Raw genomic sequence first — 22,041 nt, forward strand, 5'->3', positions numbered from 1 at the left:
AACGGGTTCGAAGCGGCACCCGAGCATAATGCGCGCGCCCCAACCGACCGGCATGGCCAAACCTGAACCCACCCCCCGCTCCAGCCTCGCGCTGCGCCAGATCGCGCTGCTCGAAGGCCTCTCCGACCAGCGCCTCGACCTGCTCGCGCAGCAGTGCCTGTGGCACAGCGTGGAGGCCGGCAAGCCCCTGCTGCTGCGCTCCGAACAGCAGGGCGAGGTGTTCCTGCTGGTCTCGGGCCGGGTGCGGGTGACGACCTATTCGGCCAACGGCCGGCAGGTCACCTTCCGCGATTCCGAAGCCGGCGAGCACTTCGGCGACATTGCCGCGATCGACGGCGGTCCGCGTTCCGCCGATGTGGTGACGCTCGAACCCAGCGTGGTTGCCAGCCTCGACCGGCCCGCCTTCATGGCCCTGCTGCGCGACGAGCCGCTGGTGGCCGAGCGGGTGATGCAGCGGCTGGCATCGCTGGTGCGGCAGCTGTCGGAGCGCGTGATCGACCTGAGCACGCTCGGGGTGCAGAACCGGCTGCATGCCGAGCTGCTGCGCCTGGCGCGCGCCGCCGGTTTCGAGGGCAACGAGGCGCGGCTGGAGCCGGCGCCCAGGCATGCGGCGCTGGCCAGCCAGATCAGCACCAACCGCGAGCAGGTGACCCGCGAGCTCAATGTGCTGGTGCGCAGCGGCGTGCTGCGCAAGGACGGCAAGGCCCTGCTGGTGGCCGATGCCGCCCGCCTCGAGCGCATGGTCGCGCAGGTGCGGGGCGACGCCGGCTGAGCCGGATCAGTTCCAGCGGCCGTTGCGGCCACCGATGCTGAAGCGGCCCGCGCCCAGCAGCACCACGGTCAGCGCGCCGAACAGGTACAGGCCCTGCAGTTCGAGCGCCCAGCCGCCTTGCTTGGTCATCGCGAACAGGTCGGCCGCGTGCACCAGGCCGAAGGCCACGAGCATGTTGATGACGACCACGCCGGCTGCCGCGCGGGTCCAGACGCCGGCGATCATCAGCAGCGGGGCCGCGATCTCGCCCACGAACACGAGGTAGGCCAGCCCGCCCGGCAGGCCGGCCTTGGCCAGCATGCCGCCGATGAAGCCGACGCCGGCCGAGAGCTTGAAGATGCCGTGTAGCAGCACGAGCACGCCGATCACCACGCGCAGCAGCAGCTTGCCGGAATCGTCCAGCGTGGCGGGGGAGGGGGTGGCGAGCGACGACGGGGCGATCGGCGCACGCGCGGTGTTGGCGGCTACGGCCTGGGTGTTCATGGCAGATCCTTGAAAGTGGAAGGGTCCGCCACGGAGTGCGGCGGTTGCGGTTCCAGTGTTGCGGAGCTGCCCATCGCCGGGCTGTGCGTTTACGCACATTTTTTGGAGAAAAGCCTGGTCAGTGCGTGCCGAAGTGGCCGGTCCATTTGCGCTCGTAGTCCATTTTCTGGAAATGAGCCGCCATGAAGTCGATGAAGCTGCGCACCTTCGCCGACAGGTGCTTTCGGCTCGGATAGGCCAGGTTGATCGTCAGGTGCGGCAGGTCCCAGTCGTCGAGCGCGGGCACGAGCCGCCCGGCCACGATGTCCTCGTAGACGATGTAGGTCGGCTGCACCAGGATGCCCATGCCGTCGAGCGCGGCGGCGCGCAGCACCTGGCCGTCGTTCGATTCGAGCAGGCCGCGGACCGACACGGTGCGGGTCTCGCCCTTGCGGGTGAAGCGCAGCTCGTTCGGGTTGTTGGCGTGGGTGTAGATCAGCAGCTTGTGCTGCGCGAGCGCTTCCAGCGTCTTCGGAAAGCCGTGCTGCGCGAAGTAGCGCGGCGAGGCTGCGAGGATGCGCCGCGTCTCGCCGAGCCGGCGGATCGTGACGTTCGAATCGGGCTCGAACTCGCGCGTACGGATCGCCACGTCGATGTTGTTGTCGATCAGGTCGAAGTAGCGGTTGGCCGCCTCCACGTGCACCGTCACGCCCGGGTAGCGCTGCGTGTATTCGCGCAGCAGCGGTGCGATGTGGTGGATCGAGAACGAGAGCGAGGCCGTGATGCGCAGCGTGCCGGTGGGGTTGAGCGCCGTGGCGTTCACCGTCGACTCGGCATCGGCCAGGTCGGCCAGGATGGTCTTGGCCCGGCCGCAGAACTCGCGGCCGGTGTCGGTGAGGTAGAGGCGGCGCGTGTTGCGCTCCACCAGCCGCGCGCCGAGCCGGGCTTCGAGTGCGCTCAGGTGGCGGCTCGCGGCGGCATTCGAAAGCCCCAGCGCCTCGGCCGCGCGGCTCAGGCTGCCGGCATCGGCGATCTGCACGAGCAGGGCGATTTCGGTCCAGCGGTCCATGGGGTCTCCGGGGCTTGGTTGTCTCTTTCGGGGTTGATTCCGGGGGATAAACCGCTGGACCCAAACTTTTCCAAGCCTTTGATTTTATGGGGTCGTCCAATGAATCACGATTGAATAGTCTTGAACTGAATTGTTTTGGGAGGACCGAATCCCAAGGAGGCCTCGTGGCGTCGAGTGATTCGCGGCAGCGGTTCGGTAAGTAAATGTTGCTACATTTGCCGTGTCATGGGTCTACGAAATGAAGCGCTCGTGTGGCGCCTGCTGTTGCTGATGTTCGCGGTGGTGGGACTGGGGTGGTGCGTCCCTGCACGGGCCGTGACGCTTGTGGAGCAGGCGCAGCTCACGCTGGCCTTGCGCGGCGAGGCGCCGGCCGAGGTCCAGAAACCGCAGACCGTGGCATTGCCCTATGACTGGGATCAGCGGCAAGGCGCGGTCGACGGCGAGGCGCGGTTTGCGTTCGAGATACCGGCGGCCGATCCCTCCACGCCCGTGGCGCTGTTCGTGCCGCGCATAGGCAACAGTTTTCGTCTGTCGGCGAACGGCCAGGAACTGGCGCGGTTCGGCGCCTTCCCGCCGGAGCCCTACGACGATGCCTCCATTGCGCCGCAGTACTTCGTGCTGCCTGCCTCGGGCTCGGCGTCGCCGCAGCGTGTGGAAATCGTCATCGCGGCGCAGACGGCACGGCAGGGCGGGTTGTCGCCGGTGGTGGCGGGCAGCGAGGCGGAGATTCTTCCGCTGTACGAACGTGCCCTGTTCTGGCACGTCAGCGGTGGGCGCTTCATCGCCATCGTGAGCGGCGTGTTGGGGGCGCTGTCGCTGCTGGTGTGGCTGCGACAGCGCGAACCGATCTACCTCTACTACGGCCTGGGAGAGTTGTTGTGGTCGGTGCAGACGGCACGCGTGCTGTTCACGCATGCACCGTTGCCCTGGCCCTGGTGGGGCGTGCTGCCGCTGGCGGCGTTCCAGGCCGCGGTGCCCCTGCTGTGCCGCTTCGCCCTGGCCGTGGTGGGACGCGAGCACACCCGGCTGGCGCGCCTCCTGGGCCTGATGGCCTGGCTGGCGCCGGTTGCGGCCGTGCTCGGCATCATGGTGCCCTGGCTGTGGCTGATGCCGCTGTGGCGGGGGCTGTGCCTCCTGGCTGCACTGTCGATGATGGTCGTCGTGCTGCGCGTGGCGCTGCGCAGTGCCGTGCTGGAACACCGCGTGCTGGGCCTGGCCGCGGTGTTGATCGTGCTGTGCGCTGCGCGCGACGTATGGGTCATGCGCACCTCGCCCGAGGCCTACGCCATGGTGCCCTGGATCCGCTTCGCCTGGGTCGGCTTCGCCATCACGCTGGCGTGGGTCATCGCCGAGCGCATGCGCAAGGACGCCCGGGCGATGGCGCAAATGAACGCCTCGCTGGAGACGGAACTCGCCGAGCGCAACGCCGCTCTGGAGGCTGTCTTCGCGCGCGAACGGGAGGGAGAGAAGGCGCGCGGCGCTCTGGAGGAACGTCAGCGCCTGGTGCAGGACCTGCACGATGGTCTTGGAGGCCAACTGGTGGGGCTGCTGCGGATTGCCCAGCAGCCAGGGGCGGCCCGCGAGGATGTCGCGCTGCACCTGCGCGACGCGGTCGACCAGCTCAAGCTCACGGTGGACGCCATGCATGCCGATGAGGGCGATGTGGCCTCGACACTGGGCAGCGTGCGCTACCGGTTGGGGCCGCGCCTGCAGGCCGCCTGCATCGATCTGCACTGGGATGTCAGCCGCCTGCCGCTGATGACGGGTTGGAGCGCGCGCGAGTCCCACCAGTTGCAGATGCTGCTGTTCGAAGCGTTCGCCAACATGATGGCGCACTCGGCGGCGACGCGGGCCAGCCTGCATGCGCGACGGGTACCCGTTGGCGGCGCGGATGGCGCGACGGGTGAAGCCATCGAGGTCAAGCTGTGCGACAACGGCCGTGGTTTCGATGCCAGCGCCAAGTTCGCCGGCAGGGGATTGGCGAACATGCGTGCGCGCGCTGCCGCGCTGGGCGGCACGCTGACGCTGCGCTCGCGACCTGGGGAGACCTCCTGGTGCTTGCATCTGCCTGTGCCAAGTAGCAAGTCCCGTGAGGCAACGGTGCTGCTTCCGAGCGCTGCCTCGGGGGGGCATGCGAGCGCTCAGGATGGCTGACGCCGGGCTGGGCATCCAACCATGCAGGGTGGGGAAATCCATTGCGGCATTGACACGCATCCTCGTCCGAAAGAGGACAACCACCCCGGAAACCCATACACTTACTTACAACCAATCCTGCTTCAGACAGGTCTCGAGTTGGGCTCGGAATAGCGATGTAACTCAATAGTTGCACGGAGCGGTGAAAGATGCGCTCATCCCAATGAGCAATTGCGCGCATCCGAGCTTCAATCCTTTCGATTTAATCCGGATCACATGACGGCCCATGCCAGAAAATCTCTGCGCGGTCCGGCTTGAGAAGACAGTCGCACCTGCCCGGTGCTCGCAGTTTTATTGCGACAATCATTTATAAATTACGTCACACATGAAAAAGATCTTTCTGCTGCTGCCCGTCTGCTTCCTCTTTGGCTGCGCCAATCCTATTGCCGATGGCGTCAATAATCTGAGAACATCGGTTAGAAATGGGTTCCAAGACATGAAGATCGAGGTCAGTCCCAGTGTTTCACAAGTGGCAACGCTGGAGGAATTGAAATTGCAGGCATTCCTGGATGACAGGTTCAGCCTGACCGGATTCGTTGCTTACAGCAAATCTTGCAAAAACTTCTTGACGGTAGATGTGCGGTTCTATAGCGCAGATGGTACATCTCTAGGCAATACAACTGCCATGTCGAAAGCGTATCGAGCCCAGGAGCGGGCAAAGATTCAAGGCTCCTTCAAGCAAATCGCACGAGATCGCAAAGAGTTGATCAGCAGAGTTTTGATCGACGACCTGAAGTGCATTTGATTCTGAATTGAGGGTGCCATTGATCAATGGCACTGTGATCAGGAATTTCTCTCTCCGACCGCCGGCAAGATACGGCACACCATAAGAATTTCTCATTCAAGGAAAGGGAGATATTTCCCATGAAAAGGTTCGCTCTTCTCGCAACATCTCTCGCTCTGCTTGGCTGTCAAGTCACCGTTAGAACCTCTGACGGACAGACCACCTCGATCAAGCCTGTGATCCAGGATGGCGCCGCACCACAGGCCAATCAACCCGTAACTGCTGGCGCACTGACCTCTGGCGTTTATAGCTACCAAGCGCAGTCGCGACGCAAAGATGGCAAAGGAAAACTGCAAAATGAAGTCGCCAAATTCAGTTATTCCGTTGCAGACATCGGTAGTGGGCGTGCCCTGGTGAAATTCAAAGGCGACGCCAGCGCTGCTGACCCCGGTGGCTTTGGCGGCGTGATCAACGGAGCTGTTGAGACCTCCGGCGTTGCCACATTCAGCAATGGGGTGTGGGTACTGAGCGGCAAGAGCGAGGATGGTGGGTGTGAAAGTCGTTTTGTCGTCGAAGACACCGCGATCAAACATCTCGGTGGCCGCTGCAAAGATGCCGGCAACCTGGGCGATATGGCCTGGCCGCGCGAGAATGCCGTATTGCGCTTTACCCGCCCGTTGCGCGACAGCGAACGTACGGAACTGAAACGCAGCACCGGTGTCACGCAAAGCACGATGACCGGCTCCACGCCAGCCAGAGGCGATGGCGTTGCGTTTGCCGGCCTGATCGGCAAGACCTTCCCCGCAATGCAACTCCCCTATCAAGCCTTTGGATTCGACGCATATGACGCCAAGCTCGAACCCATTTCTGTGAACGAAATGCGTGAAGGCAAAGTCACGGTCTATCCGGTTCGCAAGGGCAACGTGCGCTATGTGGTGGTGGCCGCTGCGGCGGGCAACCAGATGCAGCGTGTGGTCGACGTGCGTCAGGCTGCGCCCAACACTGGAAAACTGCGCTTTGTCGCGTCGAGCCCTGAGACGGGAGACCTGATGACCGACTGCACGATCAACGGTAAGCAGGTTGCTCAAGTGTTTGGTTTCGCCCAAGCCGGAAAGAAGCGGACTTATGCCGGACAAGTCACTGCCTCTGGTGAATCGGCTTGGCTGGTGCAACCTGGCGGCACCAATATTGCCGCCCTCAGGCCAGGCGACAAGCTGGTCTGCACGGATGTGATCTTCGGCGGTTAGTCGTCCCTGCTTTCGACAACGCCACGCCACTGACGGCGGCGGCTTTGTCGACGGCGCACAGGGCTTGGCCTTCGGGAGCTGACTCTGAGGAATACTCCGCTGGACTCAAACGCGGCTAACCTGTTGATTGCTGGCGGCCACCCAAAGAGTCACAACCAAATAGTCCTGGACCGAGTTGTGTCAACGATTCCAACGCCACACTGAATAGTGTGTTGGACTGATTTTCTTTCCTATCGCCTTGGCACGGTCTTTTTTTTTTGAGGCCACTGCGCCTATTGCGAAAAGGAACTTAGCCCCGGGTGCTAGTCGCGCGATAGCCATTGACTGTCGGTCGATGGGGCGGCTACAGAAGATCAAAGAGGGTTAGACAGAAAAAGGGCGAGTGAGGCATGCCGCCTACAACTCGCCCGCGTACAGATGCGTAGGGCACTCAGGTTGCAAACGGCATCGAATCAAATTCGGACTCGATGGTCTTGTGCGTTGGCGCATAGACCACCGGCGTGGCCGAACTCGAGCCGTTCAGCCCCCATTCGGCACTCTTGCTATAGACGTACCCGCACGGGCAAGAGAAGAAGCCGAGCAGCTTGTTGCCGGTGCGTTGCACTCTGACGTACTTGATGGGCTGCGCGTCGGCATGAGGGACCGTATGGTTTGGGCACTCCCAGGGACCTCTGCCGTACTGATGTGAGAAATCCTCTTCGTGCTCGAGGAAGTCTTTCATCAGCAAATGAGAAAGCGGATGAGCTGCGGGGTTCCCTCGCACCAATTGAGTCAACCAGTATCCGGAATTGAGCGCGTGGTGGATCGCACCCGGAAGCAGTTCAAGCGATCGACCGATGTGTGCTCGCAGTCTTGCAGTTGTTCGAAGTCTGTCCAGAGCCTTGCTGCCTTTGTACGAACCCTTGGCGCGCAGTTGATGGCTGAAATCCGTACCGGCCTGGTCGTCTGCAGGTGCTTCACGCCGCTGCCCCAGAAGCTCGTAGCTTGCCTGCGCGATCCGCAAGAGAAATGGATATTCGCCGACATGCGCAGCGGGTATCAAAGGAGGTCGATCTTCTGTGCAGCGCTCTGGTGATGCATAGAAGAAGGTTTTTCTGATCGATGCGAGACCCTCTCCAGCGGGCTCGAATGCAAAGAGACTGAAACGATGTCGCGGACAGACCAGCACACCAGGAATCTGATGCTCCCGACGCCAATAGACCTCCCCATGCTCTTTTTCCATCTCCCTAGCGCAGTCGGCGCAGTACTTCAAGCGCAAAGGGCCGGAGCTTCGGCCAGCAGCCAGACCGGTCTGCTGGCCATAGAGCGTCGGTTGTCCCGTCTTGAGTTTGGAGCGAAGCGCACTGCGTGAGACTTCCGTCTGAAAAGTCATCAGGTACGGAAACAGGGTTTCGTCATCGATGAGCCGGTCCGGGTCGATGCCAAAAGAGGCCGGAAAGCATCCCGTCAGATGATCCAAGTGACCCGGGAGGTCGAGGACCGTCGAGCAATTGATACCCCCGACAAGACGTCGCAATATCCGCGTCGGCGGGGGGGCCCCCATGTGTCGCCACATCCTGGCCAGGCGGGAGTAGAGAATCTCACCCGGATAGGGCTTGGGAATGTAGGCGAGCATGGTGGGGCAAGGGCTGAGTCAGGGGCCAGGCAGATCAAGGTCCTTGCCCGCTGGCCTGATGAGCCCCGCCTCCCGCAAGGCCTCGTAGGCGCCTTTCTCGTCCTTCGAACCGGTTTGCACAATGCCGCGCAGGTCATCTTTCGCCATCGGTTCGCGCGGAGCTTTTTGGGCCGCCGATTCCTTGGGGGCTGCGCGCGTGGCGGGAGGTGTTGACGTTGCCGAAGGTACCTCCACCCGCGCAATGGCGTCCGAAACCACTTTCATCAACTCCAGGGGATTCGTCGGCAGGTCCTTGCCAAGCGAGGCGAGCACGAGCGCGGCCAGATCTTCGGACAGGCCGAATTGCTGCATCGCTGCGATTGCTCGGGACTGCGGTGTGTTGTCTGCCGTCGAGGCTGTCCGTACGGACGGCGGCATTTGATACGAGGTCGCGCCCGTGCTCGCGCTTGTATAGACGCTGTCGAGGTGCTCGTCCAGCGACTGGAGGTCGTCATACTTGGCGAGCAACGTCTCATTCTTGTTGCGCAACGCCGCGATCAGATCCTTCACAAGATAGAAGTCGTCGCGGAACACCTTCTTCAGCAACTTGACCGTTGTCGTTTCTTTCCGAGCAAGGTCGGCTTCGCCAATCGAGATCAGCCGCAACTGAGCGACCATGAAGATTGCAACGACCAGACTGGTGATGCCCTGGGTGAGGTCGTGCAGTGTCGCGGAGAGTTCAGGCGTGAGTGCCGTGAAGTTGCGCGTCCACTGGAACACCCACAGTCCAGAGACGAAGGCGTCCCATTCCGGCCCCATCGGCAGTGGATTCCAGGCGATCGAGCCGTTCGCCGCAGCCCGCCGGGCCGGGGCGAAATTGCGCTTGAGGACTTTCATCGCTCGAGGCGTCCCGACAAACGCAACTGGAATCCCGATCTCGTTGCCCAGCTTGACGAGGAATGCCAGGACCTCTTGTCCCAGGTCACTCTGGGCTTCGGCGAGATGCTGGATCTCGTCGATCACCAGAATGCCCAATGCGTGCGTCGACGCCACCACCGCCATCTGGACGATCATGATGTCGGTGGTGCCCTTGCCGTACAGATCCATGTAGTTCAGGCCCAGCAATCGATCGATTGCGGAGAAGAAACTCAGACACAACTGCTTCGGGCCACCCGCACGTGGGCACTGGATGCGCAGGTGTGTCAACTGCGACATCCCGAGGTCCGGGTGCAGGATGACCTGGGGGTAGTAGCCCAGAGCTCGTTCCAATGCACGTGTCTTTCCCGCACCAGAAACCCCAAGAATCGCGAGACTGATCGCGGTCGATTCGAAAGGGGCAACGAAGCTCGGCGCATTGCTGGCCTTCATGACGGCGGCAACGCCACCGGCCAGGCGCAGCGCGTAGCCGCGCTGCACCGGGTCGCGGCCCATATAGCCGTCGCGCAGCATCAAGTCCAACGTTTCCGCTAGAGAGACCTGCCTAGCCATCGGGAGGAAGAAATGTCGGAGCCGCAGAACGCAGTGCTTGCGCAGCTTGGCGGGATACTCGCGTTCGTTCGGATGGAAAGTGATGGGCTGCGCCATCTGGTCGGCCCATTCTTGTGCGGAAAGAATGGGTGGAAGCACCCGTGTGAACGGGTGGGCCTCGTACTCGGGCAGCGTGACCGCGCTGCGCATGGATTCGGACACCGCTTCAGGCACCGATGCAGATACCACCTCAGACATTTTGCGGACCCTTCCTGATTTTGGTGATGCTCGGCAAGTCGTAGTCCTCGTCCTCATCCTCAGGCGTGTCGGGCGTCGGACTCGGGAAGTCGATGACCTTGGCGCCCTCCGACGGTGCGTCGGTGGGAAGAGAGCCCTCCGGACGGAAGGCCTCGGTGCGCCGGATGTCCCGCTTCTCGGCGGCGCGGTTGTCGCGGATGTCCGCCACGCGTTGCGCCTTGGTCAGGTGGTCCATGTCCGGCCGCATGCCCTGAGCCAGCGCGACGATGGCGTTGATGGTGTCGGTGGTCTTCGCGCCGGCCAGTTTGTGCTTTGTCTGGCGCATCGACGCGGCCATCTTCTCCTCATAGCGAATCTGCTGGATCTCGACGTCCGAGAGGCCGCGAACCCCGCGGCTGCGCTCGGTCAGTTCGCACACGACATAGTTGAGCGCTCCTTCCAGGTGAAGGTAGATGTGGTCCATCAGGCGTGGGTCGTAGGAGGCCTTCAGGCCGCTGCGGGCGTTGCCCTGGCGGGCATGATCGAACCAGCCTTGCTTCATCGCGAGGTCGCAGGTGTAGAAGTTGCTGCGGAAGTAAAGCCCTTCGGGCTGCACCGAGACCTTGTCGGTCGGCATCACGGCAAAGCGCACCTTGTCCGGCGGATAGGCGCGAAGGGCGCCGGAGGTATTGGCAATACCCCACTCCCACATCTCGACGGGGATCGGCGGGACACCGTCTTCGATCATCCCCGCCGACTTGTCGTAGGTCACGAGCTCGCGGTTGTTGTTGTGCTCGAGGATGCACCGGATGATGATCTGCGTGAACTGCTCGATGTCGAGCGTCGCGTCGAGCCGGTAGTCCTCGGCACCACGCTCGCGGAAGTCCGGCTTGACGTAGCCCGGAACGTAGGGCGCGAACATGGCCTGCAGCAGGCGGAACCGCACCTCGACCACGGACTTCCAGTCCGCCCGGTAGGGCGCGGTGTTGTACACGTCCACGTTGAAGTTCTTGGTCAGGCTGTCCGATGCCGCGCTCTTGACCTCGGCGCCATCGGCCATGACGGCGGCGCAGACATGCTGGCACGGCCACTCGTGCGGCTCGATATTGACGCCGGCCTGCTTGCAGTATTCGACCTTGTCGGAAAACGCATTGGCCAGCGCCATCATGGCGCCGATCCAACTCGCGGGTTCCAGCGAGGCGTACACGCCTACCACCATGCGGGAATAGGTATCCATCACCACGTATAAGGTCGGCCTGCCCACTATCCTCGTGCGATCGGCGCGCGAGACCAGATAGACTGTTGGCGCCGACCGGAAACTGAGCCAGTTTTGTATGTAGTGCCGAAGTAAAAGTGAGCCAGGTGTTCAACCTACCCTGCTGTTTATTTAAGCAGCGGGGTTCGAGGAGTGATCACCATGGACATGATTGGCAGAATCCGACGGCTGCACGTGAGGGACAAGCTGTCGGAGCGCGAGATAGCGCGCATGACAGGGCTGTCTCGCAACACGGTGTCGAAGTGGCTGCGTGCACCGGTTGCCGAGGCGCCGAAGTACCGGCGCGAAGCACGGCCGAACAAGCTGAGTGCATTCGAGACAGCGCTGAAGCAGGCATTGACGGCCGATGCGCGACGGCCCAAGCACGAGCGGCGCACGGCACGTGCGCTGCACGCCGAGATCAAGGCGGCGGGCTACGACGGCGGTTACTCGGCCGTCACTGACTTCGTTCGAGCCTGGCGCCAAGGCGAGGGGCAGGCAGTCAACGTCACCGCGTTCGTTCCACTGAACTTCGAGCTCGGCGAGGCCTTCCAGTTCGATTGGAGCGAAGAAGGCCTGGTCGTCGGCGGCATCTACTACCGCATGCAGGTGTCGCACCTGAAGCTGTGCGCGAGCCGTGCGTTCTGGCTGGTGGCGTACCCGAGCCAAGGGCACGAGATGCTGTTCGACGCCCACACGAGGTCATTCGCAGCGCTGGGCGGTGTGGCGCGCCGCGGGATCTACGACAACATGCGCACCGCCGTCGACAAGGTTCACAAGGGCAAGGGTCGCACCGTCAATGCCCGCTTCGCAGTGATGTGCGCGCACTACCTGTACGACCCTGACTTCTGCAACGTCGCATCGGGCTGGGAGAAGGGGCGTGTGGAGAAGAACGTGCAGGACAGCCGTCGGCGCATCTGGATCGAGGCGGCCCGGCGCCGCTTCGGCTCCTTCGTCGAACTCAATGCCTGGCTGGGCGAGCGCTGCCGGGCGCTGTGGACCGAAGTCCGCCACCCCGAGCACAGCCAGTTCAGCGTGGCCGAGATGCTCGAGTACGAGCGGCCTCACCTGATGCCAATGCCCGAACCCTTCGATGGCTATGTGGAGAAGCCAGCGCGGGTGTCGAGCACCTGCTTGGTGTCGGTGGCACGCAATCGCTACTCGGTGCCATGCGAGCTGGCCGGGCAGATGGTCAGCACGCGGCTGTATCCGGGCAACGTCGTGGTGGTCGCAGAGGACGCAGCGGTGGCGCGACACGAGCGCCTGAGCGCCTCTGGGGGCACCCGCTACGACTGGCAGCACTACGTCCCGCTCATCCAGCGCAAGCCTGGTGCATTGAGGAACGGTGCGCCCTTCGCAGACATGCCCGAAGCACTGCAACAACTGCGCCGCGGCCTGCTGCGCCAACCCGGTGGAGATCGCGTGATGGCCCAAGTGTTGGCCATCGTGCCGACGGCGGGGCTGGACGCGGTGATCGCGGCGGTCGAGTTGGCGCTGGAGAGTGGTCCGCCGTCCGGACGGGTCAGCGTGGAGCACGTCGTCAATGTGCTCGGCCGGCTCACCGCGCCGGCAACACCGCAGAGTGCCGAGACGGCGCTGCAGATCGTCACACCGCCGCTGGCCAACACGGCACGCTACGACAGCCTGCGTGGACAGGAGGTGGACCATGCGTGACGTGACAGTCGAACTCAAGGCACTGCGCCTGCACGGCATGGCCAGTGCCTGGTGCGATCTGGCGGAGCAAGGTGCCGCGTCCGGCCTGGATGCCTCGCGCTGGCTGGTCGAGCACCTGCTGCAGGCCGAGACCACGGACCGTTCGATGCGTTCGGTGCAGCACCAGATGAGCTCGGCGCGCTTCCCCGTGCGCCGGGATCTGGCCGGCTTCGACTTCGACGCGTCGGTGGTCGACCAGAAGCTGGTCCACCAACTCGCGATGCTGGAGTTCACCGAGGCCGCGCACAACGTGGTCTTGGTCGGYGGTCCGGGCACAGGAAAGACCCATCTGGCAACGGCTCTGGGCGTGTCGGGCATCACGCGCCACGGCAAGCGAGTGCGGTTCTACTCGACGGTCGATCTGGTCAATGCACTGGAGCAGGAGAAGGCCCAGGGCAAGGCCGGGCGTATCGCGCTGAGCCTGCTGCGAATGGACCTGGTGATCCTGGACGAACTGGGCTACCTGCCGTTCAGTCAGGCCGGCGGCGCGCTGTTGTTCCACCTGCTGTCCAAGCTGTACGAGCACACCAGCGTGGTGATCACAACCAACCTGGACTTCGCCGAATGGTCGACGGTGTTCGGCGACGCGAAGATGACAACCGCCTTGCTCGACCGTCTCACGCACCACTGCCACATCGTGGAGACAGGCAACGAGAGCCATCGGTTCCTGCACAGCAGCGCCACGGCGAAGAAGTGCATCAAGGCCAGGGAGCAGACCCGCAAGACAGGCACAAAGGCCGATCCAACAGACGCCGCCGATTGACGACTACCGCTCGTGGCAAGGCGCTACGGGCTTCGCCCTTCGCGCCTTATGAGTTCGATCACAAGAAGCGAAAAGAGGTCACAGAACAAGGCAAGACATACACCTATCCACAGCCGACCATTGCTGCGTCGGCTTCCACCCCTGGCACACGATTCAGTCGGCGCGGTGGCTCACTTCTACTTCGGCGCGGACACTATTGCGCTTGTCGAGGAAATGGGAGAACGGGCCGCCGAAGGAAGGCGGTGGCGATGGCCGCACCGAGACACAGGACAGCGCTGAGGACAAAGGCGCGCCCCCCAAACGCAGCGTACAGGTGGCTTCCGCCAAAGATGATAGCGGCCGTCAGCATGCCCACTGTCGCAGCATAGACGCCGGTGCCTCTGGAGATGGCATGCGGCGGGACTGTCGTCTTGATAAAATTGGCTGCGCTCAACTGTGTGCAGCTGAGCGTAGCACCCTGCAAAATCTGGACGATGACAAGCGTACTGAGTCCCCCGGCTTCGGCCAGCAAGCCCCAACGCACCACACCTGCCAAGCAGGCATAAAGCAAGAGCGTCGGGGCGGGCACGTGCGCCAAGATACGACTGCCCAGCACGAAAACCAGGATCTCCACCGAAACGCCCAGGCTCCACAAGGCGCCGATTGATGACGACGACAGGCCGAGGCTTTGCCAGAGGATCGCGTTATAGGCATAGAAGAGACCATGGCAGGCTTGGGAGACAGCAGCACTACACAAGAAGGGCACGAAGCCTGGCAGGCGCAGCACCTGCATCAAGGAGGCCTTCGTTGCCCGAGTCGCCAGGATGCGCACGTCAGGGAGTCTGGTCGCCATGGCAGTCTGAATCAGATAGAAAAAGACCAGCGCCAGTGCCACATAGTTCAGTCCGATTCGGTCAAGGACTGCACCCAGGGTAACAATGATGAACACCACGGCCAAGGAGCCGATGCCACGTAGGCGACCAAAGTCAAGGCCAAAGCGTGTGGCATTGTTCAAGACGATCGATTCGCTCAATGGGATGAGGGCGGTACAGCAGGCGTGCATGGCCGCATACGCCGCCACCACCCAAACGGGGCTACGCGCGCTCAAGAGCAGCAGCGCACCGATCGATGACCCTCCCAGCAGAACCAAAAGTACATTCTTTCGGCTTTCCCGTGCGTCGGCGATCATTCCCACCAGAGGATTGATCGCCAACTGCAACAATGCTCCAAAGGCGAATAGCTGGCCAAGCTGTTGGGTGGTCAGCCCTTGCGACTTCATCCACAGTGGTAGAAAGCTGATTGTGACGGCCACTGGCCCATACAGCGCCACGTAGTAGACGTAAAAGGCGGCTCGAGTATGCACTGCTAACCTCTTTTCAGGATTCGCGACTTAACATGTTCATCTGACACTGCAGTGCAGTGCAGTGCAGCAGGTGCAGAAGCTCATCGCCGAGAGTCTTGCCACATGCTCCTCGCACTTCATCGAAAGACGTGCACCTGTGCGGCACGCAACGCTCCGCGCACAGCACCACCAATGGCGTGGATCTCCATCTCGTGGTCTCGTGGAGCGCTTTGTCTCGCGTAAACATGCGGGGGGACTACATTGCTGTAATCCCCGACGTGACCAATCGGGCTGCGCAGCCTCCCTGCGGCTGGTCCATATACGCAGGAGGAGCTGAACTTCTACCAAGCGAGAGCACCCGGCGCATTGGCGAGATGCAGGGCCTGTCCAGAATCTTTGATGCGGCTGGGGTCACCGCTTGCTGGCGGCGCTTTGTAAACGACGTGCATCGCGTCCCAGCCTTGTTGCAAAGCGCCGCGAATGTCTGTCTCCAACCCATCGCCAATAGCCAAGACGCGCTTCGGTGAAGGCCAAAGTGAACTAGCCACCGATAGGGCTTTGGCATAGATAGGTGCGTATGGTTTGCCGGTGTAGCGCACGCTGCCGCCATATTCGCGATAACGACGGGCGAGCTCACCCGCGCAGAAAGAGATTTCGGTGCCGTTCGGCGCAACGAGATCGGGATTTGCACACAACATGGGCAAACGCCGTGCAGCTAAGCGTTCCAACAGTTCGTCGAATTCCCCAGGATGGCGCCCGCTCGTACCCGTACAGATGATGATCTCAGCGTCCTCGGCTTTGCTGAGGGGCGGCCGCATGCCAGTCCGGTCTTCTACCTCGTCGAAGAGGACGAGGTCCCGATCAGGTCCGAGGTGGAAGAGCGGGAGGTGGGTCCATTCGCTCAAGATGTCCACAGCGATATCTCCCGATGTCACGATGGCGTCCCAGCTGTCGCGCGGCAGTCCCATCTCCTCGAGGTGAGACTGGGTGTGTGCACTGGGTCTGGGCGAGTTGGACAGCAGCACGACAGCCCCCCTCGCTTCAGCGCGGTAGCGCCGCAAGGCGACGACTGCCGCAGGGAATAGCGCTACGCCGTCGTGAAGCGTTCCCCAGAGGTCACACATCACAACGTCGTAGTCGCCCGCAAGCTGCGACAGCCCGCGGATGTTGCCAGCCTCGTAAACACGTGATGTCATTGAGTGATCAAAATAAATCGAACGATTCACGCCGAGAGGTCCAATCCGCCATTCGCTGGCAGGGTTGAATTGCCTCCGTCGCGACTTGGCTGTCGGATTTCCGGCCAGGAAGGCAGAAATACGTTTGGATAAAGCCGCACCGCGCGGAGCGCCTCATTTACGAAATCCGTCCTAATTTCTTTCAGACGTGAAACGTTCCCTCAAAAGCTGACGGGCAGCGACGAACTCCTTCCTGGCTGGAGGTCACTACGATCGAGAAAGTTCGACAGCCTCTCTCCTTCAGGGGCCGGTAGGAACTCGGTCAATGGCGGCAGGCCTGACCGAAACAGCCTACATCTAATCGAAAACTCTCTCGTCAGATCGCGATGCCACGATCTATAACTGTCGATCTCGAGACGAGTAATTCGCTCCGACTCTTCTGTGCCCATGAAGCACGGAGTGGAGTTCAACAGGTTGCGACTCGCGTCGAAGAATTCGTCGGAAAGATTGATGCAATCCAGAATCAGTTGTCGCGCCTCGTTGATTCCCCCCAAACCCCTAGACATCAGCTCAACGTACCTCGTGACCAAGGGCCTGTACTGATCCGGTAGATACTCCAACGCCCTCGGAGTCCATTTCATCTCTGAGTTTGTATTCCCGAACATGTGAGTAAACGCTTGCGCTATCGTTGACAAGAATAGGCGCGCCCGCTCGCATCCCATCGGTAAGTCGCCATCGCGCCAAGCGCCGGCGACGTCGTTGAGCAGGGGGTAGTGTCCTGCGACGTTTCGAAATAGAAGATAGCAGAACCGATCGCGCGATAGTCCTGAAGCCATCAAATCCTCAAAATCGGCGTTGCCCTTCAGTACAACTGCGGAGTAGAGCCGATAGATTGTCTTCTGATCCGCCACCGCCATCGTGTTGATAAGCATCTTAGTCCGCCGAGACGCTTGATCGAACGCCTGATGGACCGCGGTCTGAAGTGTTCTTAATTGTTCCTTCGTTCTGTATTGCGTATCCACAATCATTCCAGTCGAGGCCATGTAGTCTGTGACTGAAACCAAGACCCCGTCCTGGCTGACGTGCCTATGGTGCAGATGCGCAGGGAAGTCCGACGCTTTGGGAGGGGTGTCGGATATGACGTAGACATCCAAGTCGGAGGTGCTGGAACCAAACCCATCGACGAGGCTGCCGCCGGCCAGCACGATGTCCCCTTCGGCAAAGTACAGATGACGTAACACGTCCTCGATGTCGATAGAAATTCTTCCGCCGAGGGCGTGTATGTGGGTCGAAGAAACATTCACGTTATTCATAAAAATCTCCGTTGATGGGTGTCTTGTTGGGAAGAGACCGCTTCCTACTTTGGTTATCCGTGGCCGCGGGCGTGCTATCGCCTATGTCCTGCTCACTAGCACTTCATTGATCGTTGCCACGATCCTTTCGTTGGTTGCGGAGTCTTTGACGGCAACTCTAATCATGTGCTTATTGACGTTGCGGCCCATGCTCGAGATATCTCGCAGATAGAGACCCAAACTACGGCATCGTTGAACGAAGTTACTAGCGACGCCAGAGCCTTCGGGCATCTCTACGAGCAAGAAATTCGCGACGGAGTTATGAACCTTGAACCCTAGCTGACTCAACCCCGATGCGAGTATTTGCCGATACTTGTGGGTCTCCCGATACCGTTCGGCGTAGTATTTCTGATCTTCCATTGCGGCGATCGTTGCAACTTGAGCAGGAAGGCCCACAGCCCAAGGAGGTGAGAAGGGGACAAGTCTATCGATGAGGTCACTGTTAGAGCAGAGATAGGCGGTTCGAGCTCCGCTCAACGCGTACACTTTGGATAGCGACTTACACACGACGACGTTCGATTTATCCGCTGCGTAAGTTGCCATCGATTGGGAACTGTCGACATAGTCAATATATGTTTCGTCTACCCAGAGCAGAGTCTCCTTAGGAATAGCCGCGTGTAGCTGTTCTAGCTCTGCCCTTCGGATGAAGGTACCAGTCGGACTGTTCGGATTCACGATCACAACTAGGTTTGGGCGCTCTATTCGGACCGCTGTGATGACATCAGAGATGGATAGCGTGTACGCCCCCTGCGGGTCGTATCGAAGCGGCACCCTCACGGATTCGCATCCGACCACCTGATCAAATATGTGGAGATACTCCCCGTAGGTCGGATCCAGAGTTAATGCTTTGCTCTGGGCGTTCAGCAGTTGCTGCATCGCCAGAAAGATCAGGTCTGAGGACCCCGCGCCCGCAAGCAGATTGCGCGCGGAAACACCGATCCGTTCGGCCAGTACTTCGACCAGCCCTTCACAGTGAGTGGGAGGCGATGTGCGAAGAATCCAGGGTAGGTGCTCTCGTAGCTTCGAAACCACCAGGGGTGATGGATCAAACCATGCATCGAGTACATCCGCGTTGATGCACTTGCCGACATTCGATAGATTGTCAAATCGCGGTCCGATGAATTCGAAGGATGCTCCGCCGTGATAGGCCTTGGCCTTGAATGCATTGGTCATAGACACAGTCTCTTTCGGAACAAAAATGGGACAGTTGGGGCATGCTGGTATCGACGCTATGACGGCGTCCTGATGAAGCCCTCTAGCCGCTCGCGCAGGGTTTCTAGGACTGCAGCAAGCTTGCGACTGCGTGACTCGTTATTCAACATTGCCCGGCTCTCCGTGTACCGCGAATTTCTCAGATAGAGGACTCTGTGGCGGCTCGAGCGCCGGGGTCTTGCCGCCATTCTTGGGTGCGAGTATCTGCACCGCTACTCCGCAACTTGTGTCAACCCGAGAACGCCAAGACGTCCTTGGGGGCAATTTCGTGATGCGATGCACAAGAATCGGCTACTGGCGATCTTGCTGAAAATATTCAACGATGCGCGACGCGATCTCCTTTACCTCCAGCGTCGATGTGTCGATAACGAGCCAATCTTCGTTCTTTGGAAGAAGTTGAAGCATGGCTTCGTCATAGCGCTGATGAAGGGACGGATCACTCGCGAGAAGCGCATCGCGCGGGCTCTTGGCTGGGCGCTTTCGTGTCCTGCTGCGCTTTGCGTCAATATTCGAGGTTAGGTAGACCTGCCGATCGAAGGGGCGCCGCAAACGTTGCATGTCATCAATGTGCCATCCCTGATGGTCGTCATAAAAGAAAAGATTACGTCCGATCTGCGTCAAGACATGTCGCTCCTGAATTAGTACCTCCGAGCTAGCAGTCGGCTCTGGCAGCATTAGATCGAGGAGTAGGGCTGAGGTGTAGATGACATCTCGAGGCTCCATCCCATCGCTCCCCGAAGCCAAGGCCAAGAGACGCTCGATGATTGGATGCTTGTTCACGAAGCAATTCCTGCGAGCTACTTTCAGACCGCCCTCGCTGACGAGTCGAGACACCTCATTAGCTACCGAGGTCTTCCCAGAGTAGTCGACCCCTTCGATGAGTAGGCCTTTAATCGTAGTGTGAGTCATATTTAATTAAAAACTCCTTGAAGGGGTCGGATTTTTCTTCGGCTAAGTCCTCGTCGCGCAGAGGCAATTGCAATAGCAAGTACTCATTAGATCATCGGAGAAAGCGGCCAGAGGCATCGTAACTAAGTGCGGTTCGCTAATTACTAGGGAATCTCCGTATGCTGAGATTAAAAGCGGGATTGGTAGACTGATGAATGCCTAAGGTCATGAGTTAATTGTGAACTGGGTGTGCCTTCAATGCTAATTACTTGGTGCTAATCAGATCTAATTAATTGGGGGAGAGATTTGGCTTTTGGCGCTCTGTTCGCGTGCAGGCTGTTGGTTGGCGGGGTGTGCTAACGACACTTAACTATTAATGCCGAATTGCGCAAGCAAGGCGGGTACGTGCCGGATCGGGCGGTTTAGCTCAACTAAAGGACATCGAGATCTCTCATGCGCATCACACTCATTCGGTATCACGACATCGGCAACGTAAACACCCGCCTCCCTGCGAGCCTCAATGCTCGCCAAGGTGCTCTTCCACCGCTTGGCTTGGCATACATCGGCGCTTCCCTTAGGGCGGCCGGTCACGAAGTCCAAATGATCGATGCCATTGTGGAAATGCTGAGTGCGGACGAAGTCTACGAACGAATCAAAGATTTCGATTCAAGGGTCGTCGGCGTGACTGCCATGACGCCAACGTTCGAGGGCGCCCTCGAAGCAGCGAGCCTGGGCAAAAAGGCTGGATGCAAAGTCGTCATGGGTGGCGTGCACATGGCGATCTTTGCGCGCGAAACGCTGGCCTACGATTGCGTGGACTTCGGTATCGTCGGCGAGGGCGAGGAGTCCATGGTGAGCTTATGCCATGCGCTCGAGCACGGCGGATCCTACGAGCATATCGAAGGCCTTGCGTACCGTGACGCATTCGGTGAGGTGCGCGTAGGCAGCCCAATGGTGATTGAAGACCTGGATGCTCTGCCCATCCCTGCATTCGACCTGCTGCCGATGGAGAAATATTCGTCCATCATTGGGCTTAGTCCCGTGACCACAATCATGGGTTCAAGAGGCTGTCCTTATAAGTGTGGCTTCTGCTACAAGACTCCATCTGACAAGGATTATCGTCGGCGGAGCGCAAAGAACATCGTTGACGAGATTGAGTACCTGATCGCTACCTACGGCGTGCGCGAGGTCATGTTCTATGACGACCTCATGCCCCCGAAGTACACGAAGGAATTGTGTGCAGAACTCATTGCACGCAAAGTCAAGATCGCGTGGGAGGTTCCTCAGCGAGTCAACTTAGTTAACCCAGAGCTGCTCGCACTGATGCGGCAAGCGGGATGCCGAATGCTTCGCTACGGGGTGGAGCAAGGAGATCCCGAAATGATGCAATTGGTCGAGAAAAAGACAACGATTGACCAAGTCAGAAAGGTGTTCCAGTGGACGCATGAAGCCGGTATCGATACGTTCGCCTATTTCATCATTGGGTATGTGGGTGAGACCGATCGGACGATGCGGGCCACCATCGACTTAGCCAAGGAACTGAATCCTCGGTACGTCATGTTCACAAAGGCGACACCGCTGCCGGAGACGCCGCTCATGACGGCCTCTATCAAGGCCGGCCTCATCGACGCGAACTACTGGCGCGACTTCGTACTGGGCAAACGAACTGAACCCATGAAACCCTGTGTGCCGAACGCCTCCGAGTGGGTGGAAAGAGCGTACCGCGAATTCTATCTGCGCCCTTCTCGGATGCTCAAGCAACTCACCTATATCCGATCTTGGTCTGACATACGGAACAGTTTTAACGCGTTCTTGGGCATCCTGTTCTTCAAGATGGCCGACGAGCAAATTTTGGAGAGGATTAGTTCCTCGGTCGACAGCCCGGCAAGTAGGCCGGTTGCTATTACGGCTATGCCGGCCGAGCCGACGTCGTGCGCTCAAGCGAGTACCGAATTGGCGCGAAGCCATCCCGTGCGGATCGTGAGGCATCGGTCTGTGATTCCTGCGGTGGCGGCGTCTTCACTTGCGAGCGGCGATCATGAGTGATCAAGCGCCTAGCCTTAATGCGGTAGTCATCATCCCAGTGCTCAACGAAGAAGACGCGATCCGGTCCTGCTTGCAGAAATGGTCGCGTTTTGATTGGGATCTGATGTTCGTCGATGGATTGAGTCAGGACGATACGACGTTGATCATCGAGGAATTCAGGGAAAAGGAACGTCACGCCGGGCGGGTGTCGCGCGTTACTGTGGTCCGTCCCGAAGGGCGCCAGGGATTGGCCCGAAACACCTGTCTAGGCCTAGAGACCGCACTTAGGGGAGGCTATGCTTACATCCTTGTTGCTGATGTCGGCACGCAGCAACCGTCAGACGCGTGGGACATGCTCCTTGTCGTTGCCAATCGCAAGACGGAAAGATTAATTGCGCGAGGCTCATACTTCTTACGAGGCTCAAAGGTCGACGCGTTTCCCCTGTATCGGCGTGCTGTGACCTTCGGCGCGACTCTAGCCTCGCTCCTGGTTCTTGGTGGTACTGGAACCTATCCGACCCACGCCTTTAAAGTCTGGCCTCGGCAGGCACTTGAAGACATTCCCTTTCATG

The 22,041-nt window shown here is 60.3% G+C and carries 18 protein-coding genes; 8 read left to right on the forward strand and 10 right to left on the reverse strand.

What is annotated here, in order from left to right:
• Window positions 1-28: 28 nt before the first annotated feature.
• Window positions 29-772, forward strand: coding sequence for a Crp/Fnr family transcriptional regulator (locus AC1DXX_RS07045; RefSeq protein ID WP_478133459.1), 744 nt, complete (start codon window positions 29-31; stop codon window positions 770-772).
• A gap of 6 nt (window positions 773-778) precedes the next feature.
• On the opposite strand, the gene AC1DXX_RS07050 is transcribed toward AC1DXX_RS07045, so the two are convergent.
• Window positions 779-1,255 carry a DoxX family protein gene (locus AC1DXX_RS07050; protein ID WP_478133460.1) on the reverse strand — a complete coding sequence of 159 codons (477 nt, stop codon included), beginning with the start codon at window positions 1,253-1,255 and terminating at the stop codon, window positions 779-781.
• Between the two features lie 118 nt (window positions 1,256-1,373).
• On the reverse strand, window positions 1,374-2,303 hold the full coding sequence (locus tag AC1DXX_RS07055; protein WP_478133461.1) for a LysR family transcriptional regulator: 930 nt from the start codon (window positions 2,301-2,303) through the stop codon (window positions 1,374-1,376).
• Window positions 2,304-2,528: 225 nt separating this feature from the next.
• Between AC1DXX_RS07055 and AC1DXX_RS07060 the strand changes: the two genes are divergently transcribed.
• The 3 genes from AC1DXX_RS07060 (at window position 2,529) to AC1DXX_RS07070 (ending at window position 6,467) form a co-directional block, all read left to right on the forward strand.
• Window positions 2,529-4,457: a sensor histidine kinase gene (locus AC1DXX_RS07060; protein WP_478133462.1), complete on the forward strand. Its 1,929-nt coding sequence runs from the start codon at window positions 2,529-2,531 to the stop codon at window positions 4,455-4,457.
• Between the two features lie 364 nt (window positions 4,458-4,821).
• Entirely contained in the window at window positions 4,822-5,241 is a 420-nt protein-coding gene (locus tag AC1DXX_RS07065) for a hypothetical protein (RefSeq protein WP_478133463.1), read from the forward strand.
• 119 nt (window positions 5,242-5,360) lie between these two features.
• A complete protein-coding gene (locus AC1DXX_RS07070) occupies window positions 5,361-6,467 on the forward strand; it encodes a hypothetical protein (RefSeq protein ID WP_478133464.1) in 1,107 nt (368 codons plus the stop codon).
• Window positions 6,468-6,897: 430 nt separating this feature from the next.
• On the opposite strand, the gene AC1DXX_RS07075 is transcribed toward AC1DXX_RS07070, so the two are convergent.
• The 3 genes from AC1DXX_RS07075 to AC1DXX_RS07085 are packed head-to-tail and all read right to left on the reverse strand — an operon-like array spanning window position 6,898 to window position 11,002.
• The gene (locus tag AC1DXX_RS07075; protein WP_478133465.1) at window positions 6,898-8,082 is read right to left on the reverse strand and encodes a TnsD family Tn7-like transposition protein; all 1,185 of its coding nucleotides are present in this window, start codon (window positions 8,080-8,082) and stop codon (window positions 6,898-6,900) included.
• A gap of 18 nt (window positions 8,083-8,100) precedes the next feature.
• Complete coding sequence (locus tag AC1DXX_RS07080; RefSeq protein ID WP_478133466.1) at window positions 8,101-9,786, reverse strand: ATP-binding protein; 1,686 nt, start codon at window positions 9,784-9,786, stop codon at window positions 8,101-8,103.
• Window positions 9,779-11,002, reverse strand: coding sequence for a hypothetical protein (locus AC1DXX_RS07085; protein WP_478133467.1), 1,224 nt, complete (start codon window positions 11,000-11,002; stop codon window positions 9,779-9,781). Before AC1DXX_RS07085 ends, AC1DXX_RS07080 begins: the two co-directional genes overlap by 8 nt.
• Before the next feature lie 180 nt (window positions 11,003-11,182).
• Here AC1DXX_RS07085 and istA point away from each other — a divergent pair, with 180 nt between their 5' ends.
• Together istA and istB are read left to right on the forward strand one after the other, a co-directional pair.
• A complete protein-coding gene (gene istA / locus AC1DXX_RS07090; protein ID WP_478133468.1) occupies window positions 11,183-12,694 on the forward strand; it encodes an IS21 family transposase in 1,512 nt (503 codons plus the stop codon).
• The gene (gene istB, locus AC1DXX_RS07095) at window positions 12,687-13,496 is read left to right on the forward strand and encodes an IS21-like element helper ATPase IstB (protein WP_478133469.1); all 810 of its coding nucleotides are present in this window, start codon (window positions 12,687-12,689) and stop codon (window positions 13,494-13,496) included. The genes istA and istB overlap by 8 nt, the downstream gene beginning before the upstream one ends.
• A 193-nt stretch (window positions 13,497-13,689) precedes the next feature.
• On the opposite strand, the gene AC1DXX_RS07100 is transcribed toward istB, so the two are convergent.
• From AC1DXX_RS07100 to AC1DXX_RS07120, 5 genes are all read right to left on the reverse strand, one after another.
• On the reverse strand, window positions 13,690-14,838 hold the full coding sequence (locus AC1DXX_RS07100) for an MFS transporter (RefSeq protein WP_478133470.1): 1,149 nt from the start codon (window positions 14,836-14,838) through the stop codon (window positions 13,690-13,692).
• A gap of 320 nt (window positions 14,839-15,158) precedes the next feature.
• Window positions 15,159-16,043: a TIGR01459 family HAD-type hydrolase gene (locus AC1DXX_RS07105; protein WP_478133471.1), complete on the reverse strand. Its 885-nt coding sequence runs from the start codon at window positions 16,041-16,043 to the stop codon at window positions 15,159-15,161.
• Between the two features lie 170 nt (window positions 16,044-16,213).
• The gene (locus AC1DXX_RS07110; protein ID WP_478133472.1) at window positions 16,214-17,305 is read right to left on the reverse strand and encodes a hypothetical protein; all 1,092 of its coding nucleotides are present in this window, start codon (window positions 17,303-17,305) and stop codon (window positions 16,214-16,216) included.
• A gap of 81 nt (window positions 17,306-17,386) precedes the next feature.
• Complete coding sequence (locus AC1DXX_RS07115) at window positions 17,387-18,517, reverse strand: pyridoxal phosphate-dependent aminotransferase (protein WP_478133473.1); 1,131 nt, start codon at window positions 18,515-18,517, stop codon at window positions 17,387-17,389.
• 330 nt (window positions 18,518-18,847) lie between these two features.
• Window positions 18,848-19,336: a hypothetical protein gene (locus AC1DXX_RS07120; protein ID WP_478133474.1), complete on the reverse strand. Its 489-nt coding sequence runs from the start codon at window positions 19,334-19,336 to the stop codon at window positions 18,848-18,850.
• 561 nt (window positions 19,337-19,897) lie between these two features.
• Between AC1DXX_RS07120 and AC1DXX_RS07125 the strand changes: the two genes are divergently transcribed.
• Together AC1DXX_RS07125 and AC1DXX_RS07130 are read left to right on the forward strand one after the other, a co-directional pair.
• Window positions 19,898-21,490 carry a B12-binding domain-containing radical SAM protein gene (locus AC1DXX_RS07125; protein ID WP_478133475.1) on the forward strand — a complete coding sequence of 531 codons (1,593 nt, stop codon included), beginning with the start codon at window positions 19,898-19,900 and terminating at the stop codon, window positions 21,488-21,490.
• The coding region (locus tag AC1DXX_RS07130) for a glycosyltransferase family 2 protein (protein ID WP_478133476.1) at window positions 21,483-22,041 on the forward strand (559 nt) is incomplete at its 3' end. The genes AC1DXX_RS07125 and AC1DXX_RS07130, both read left to right, overlap by 8 nt.

It is taken from the genome of Variovorax sp. P4_B10 (assembly GCF_056402375.1).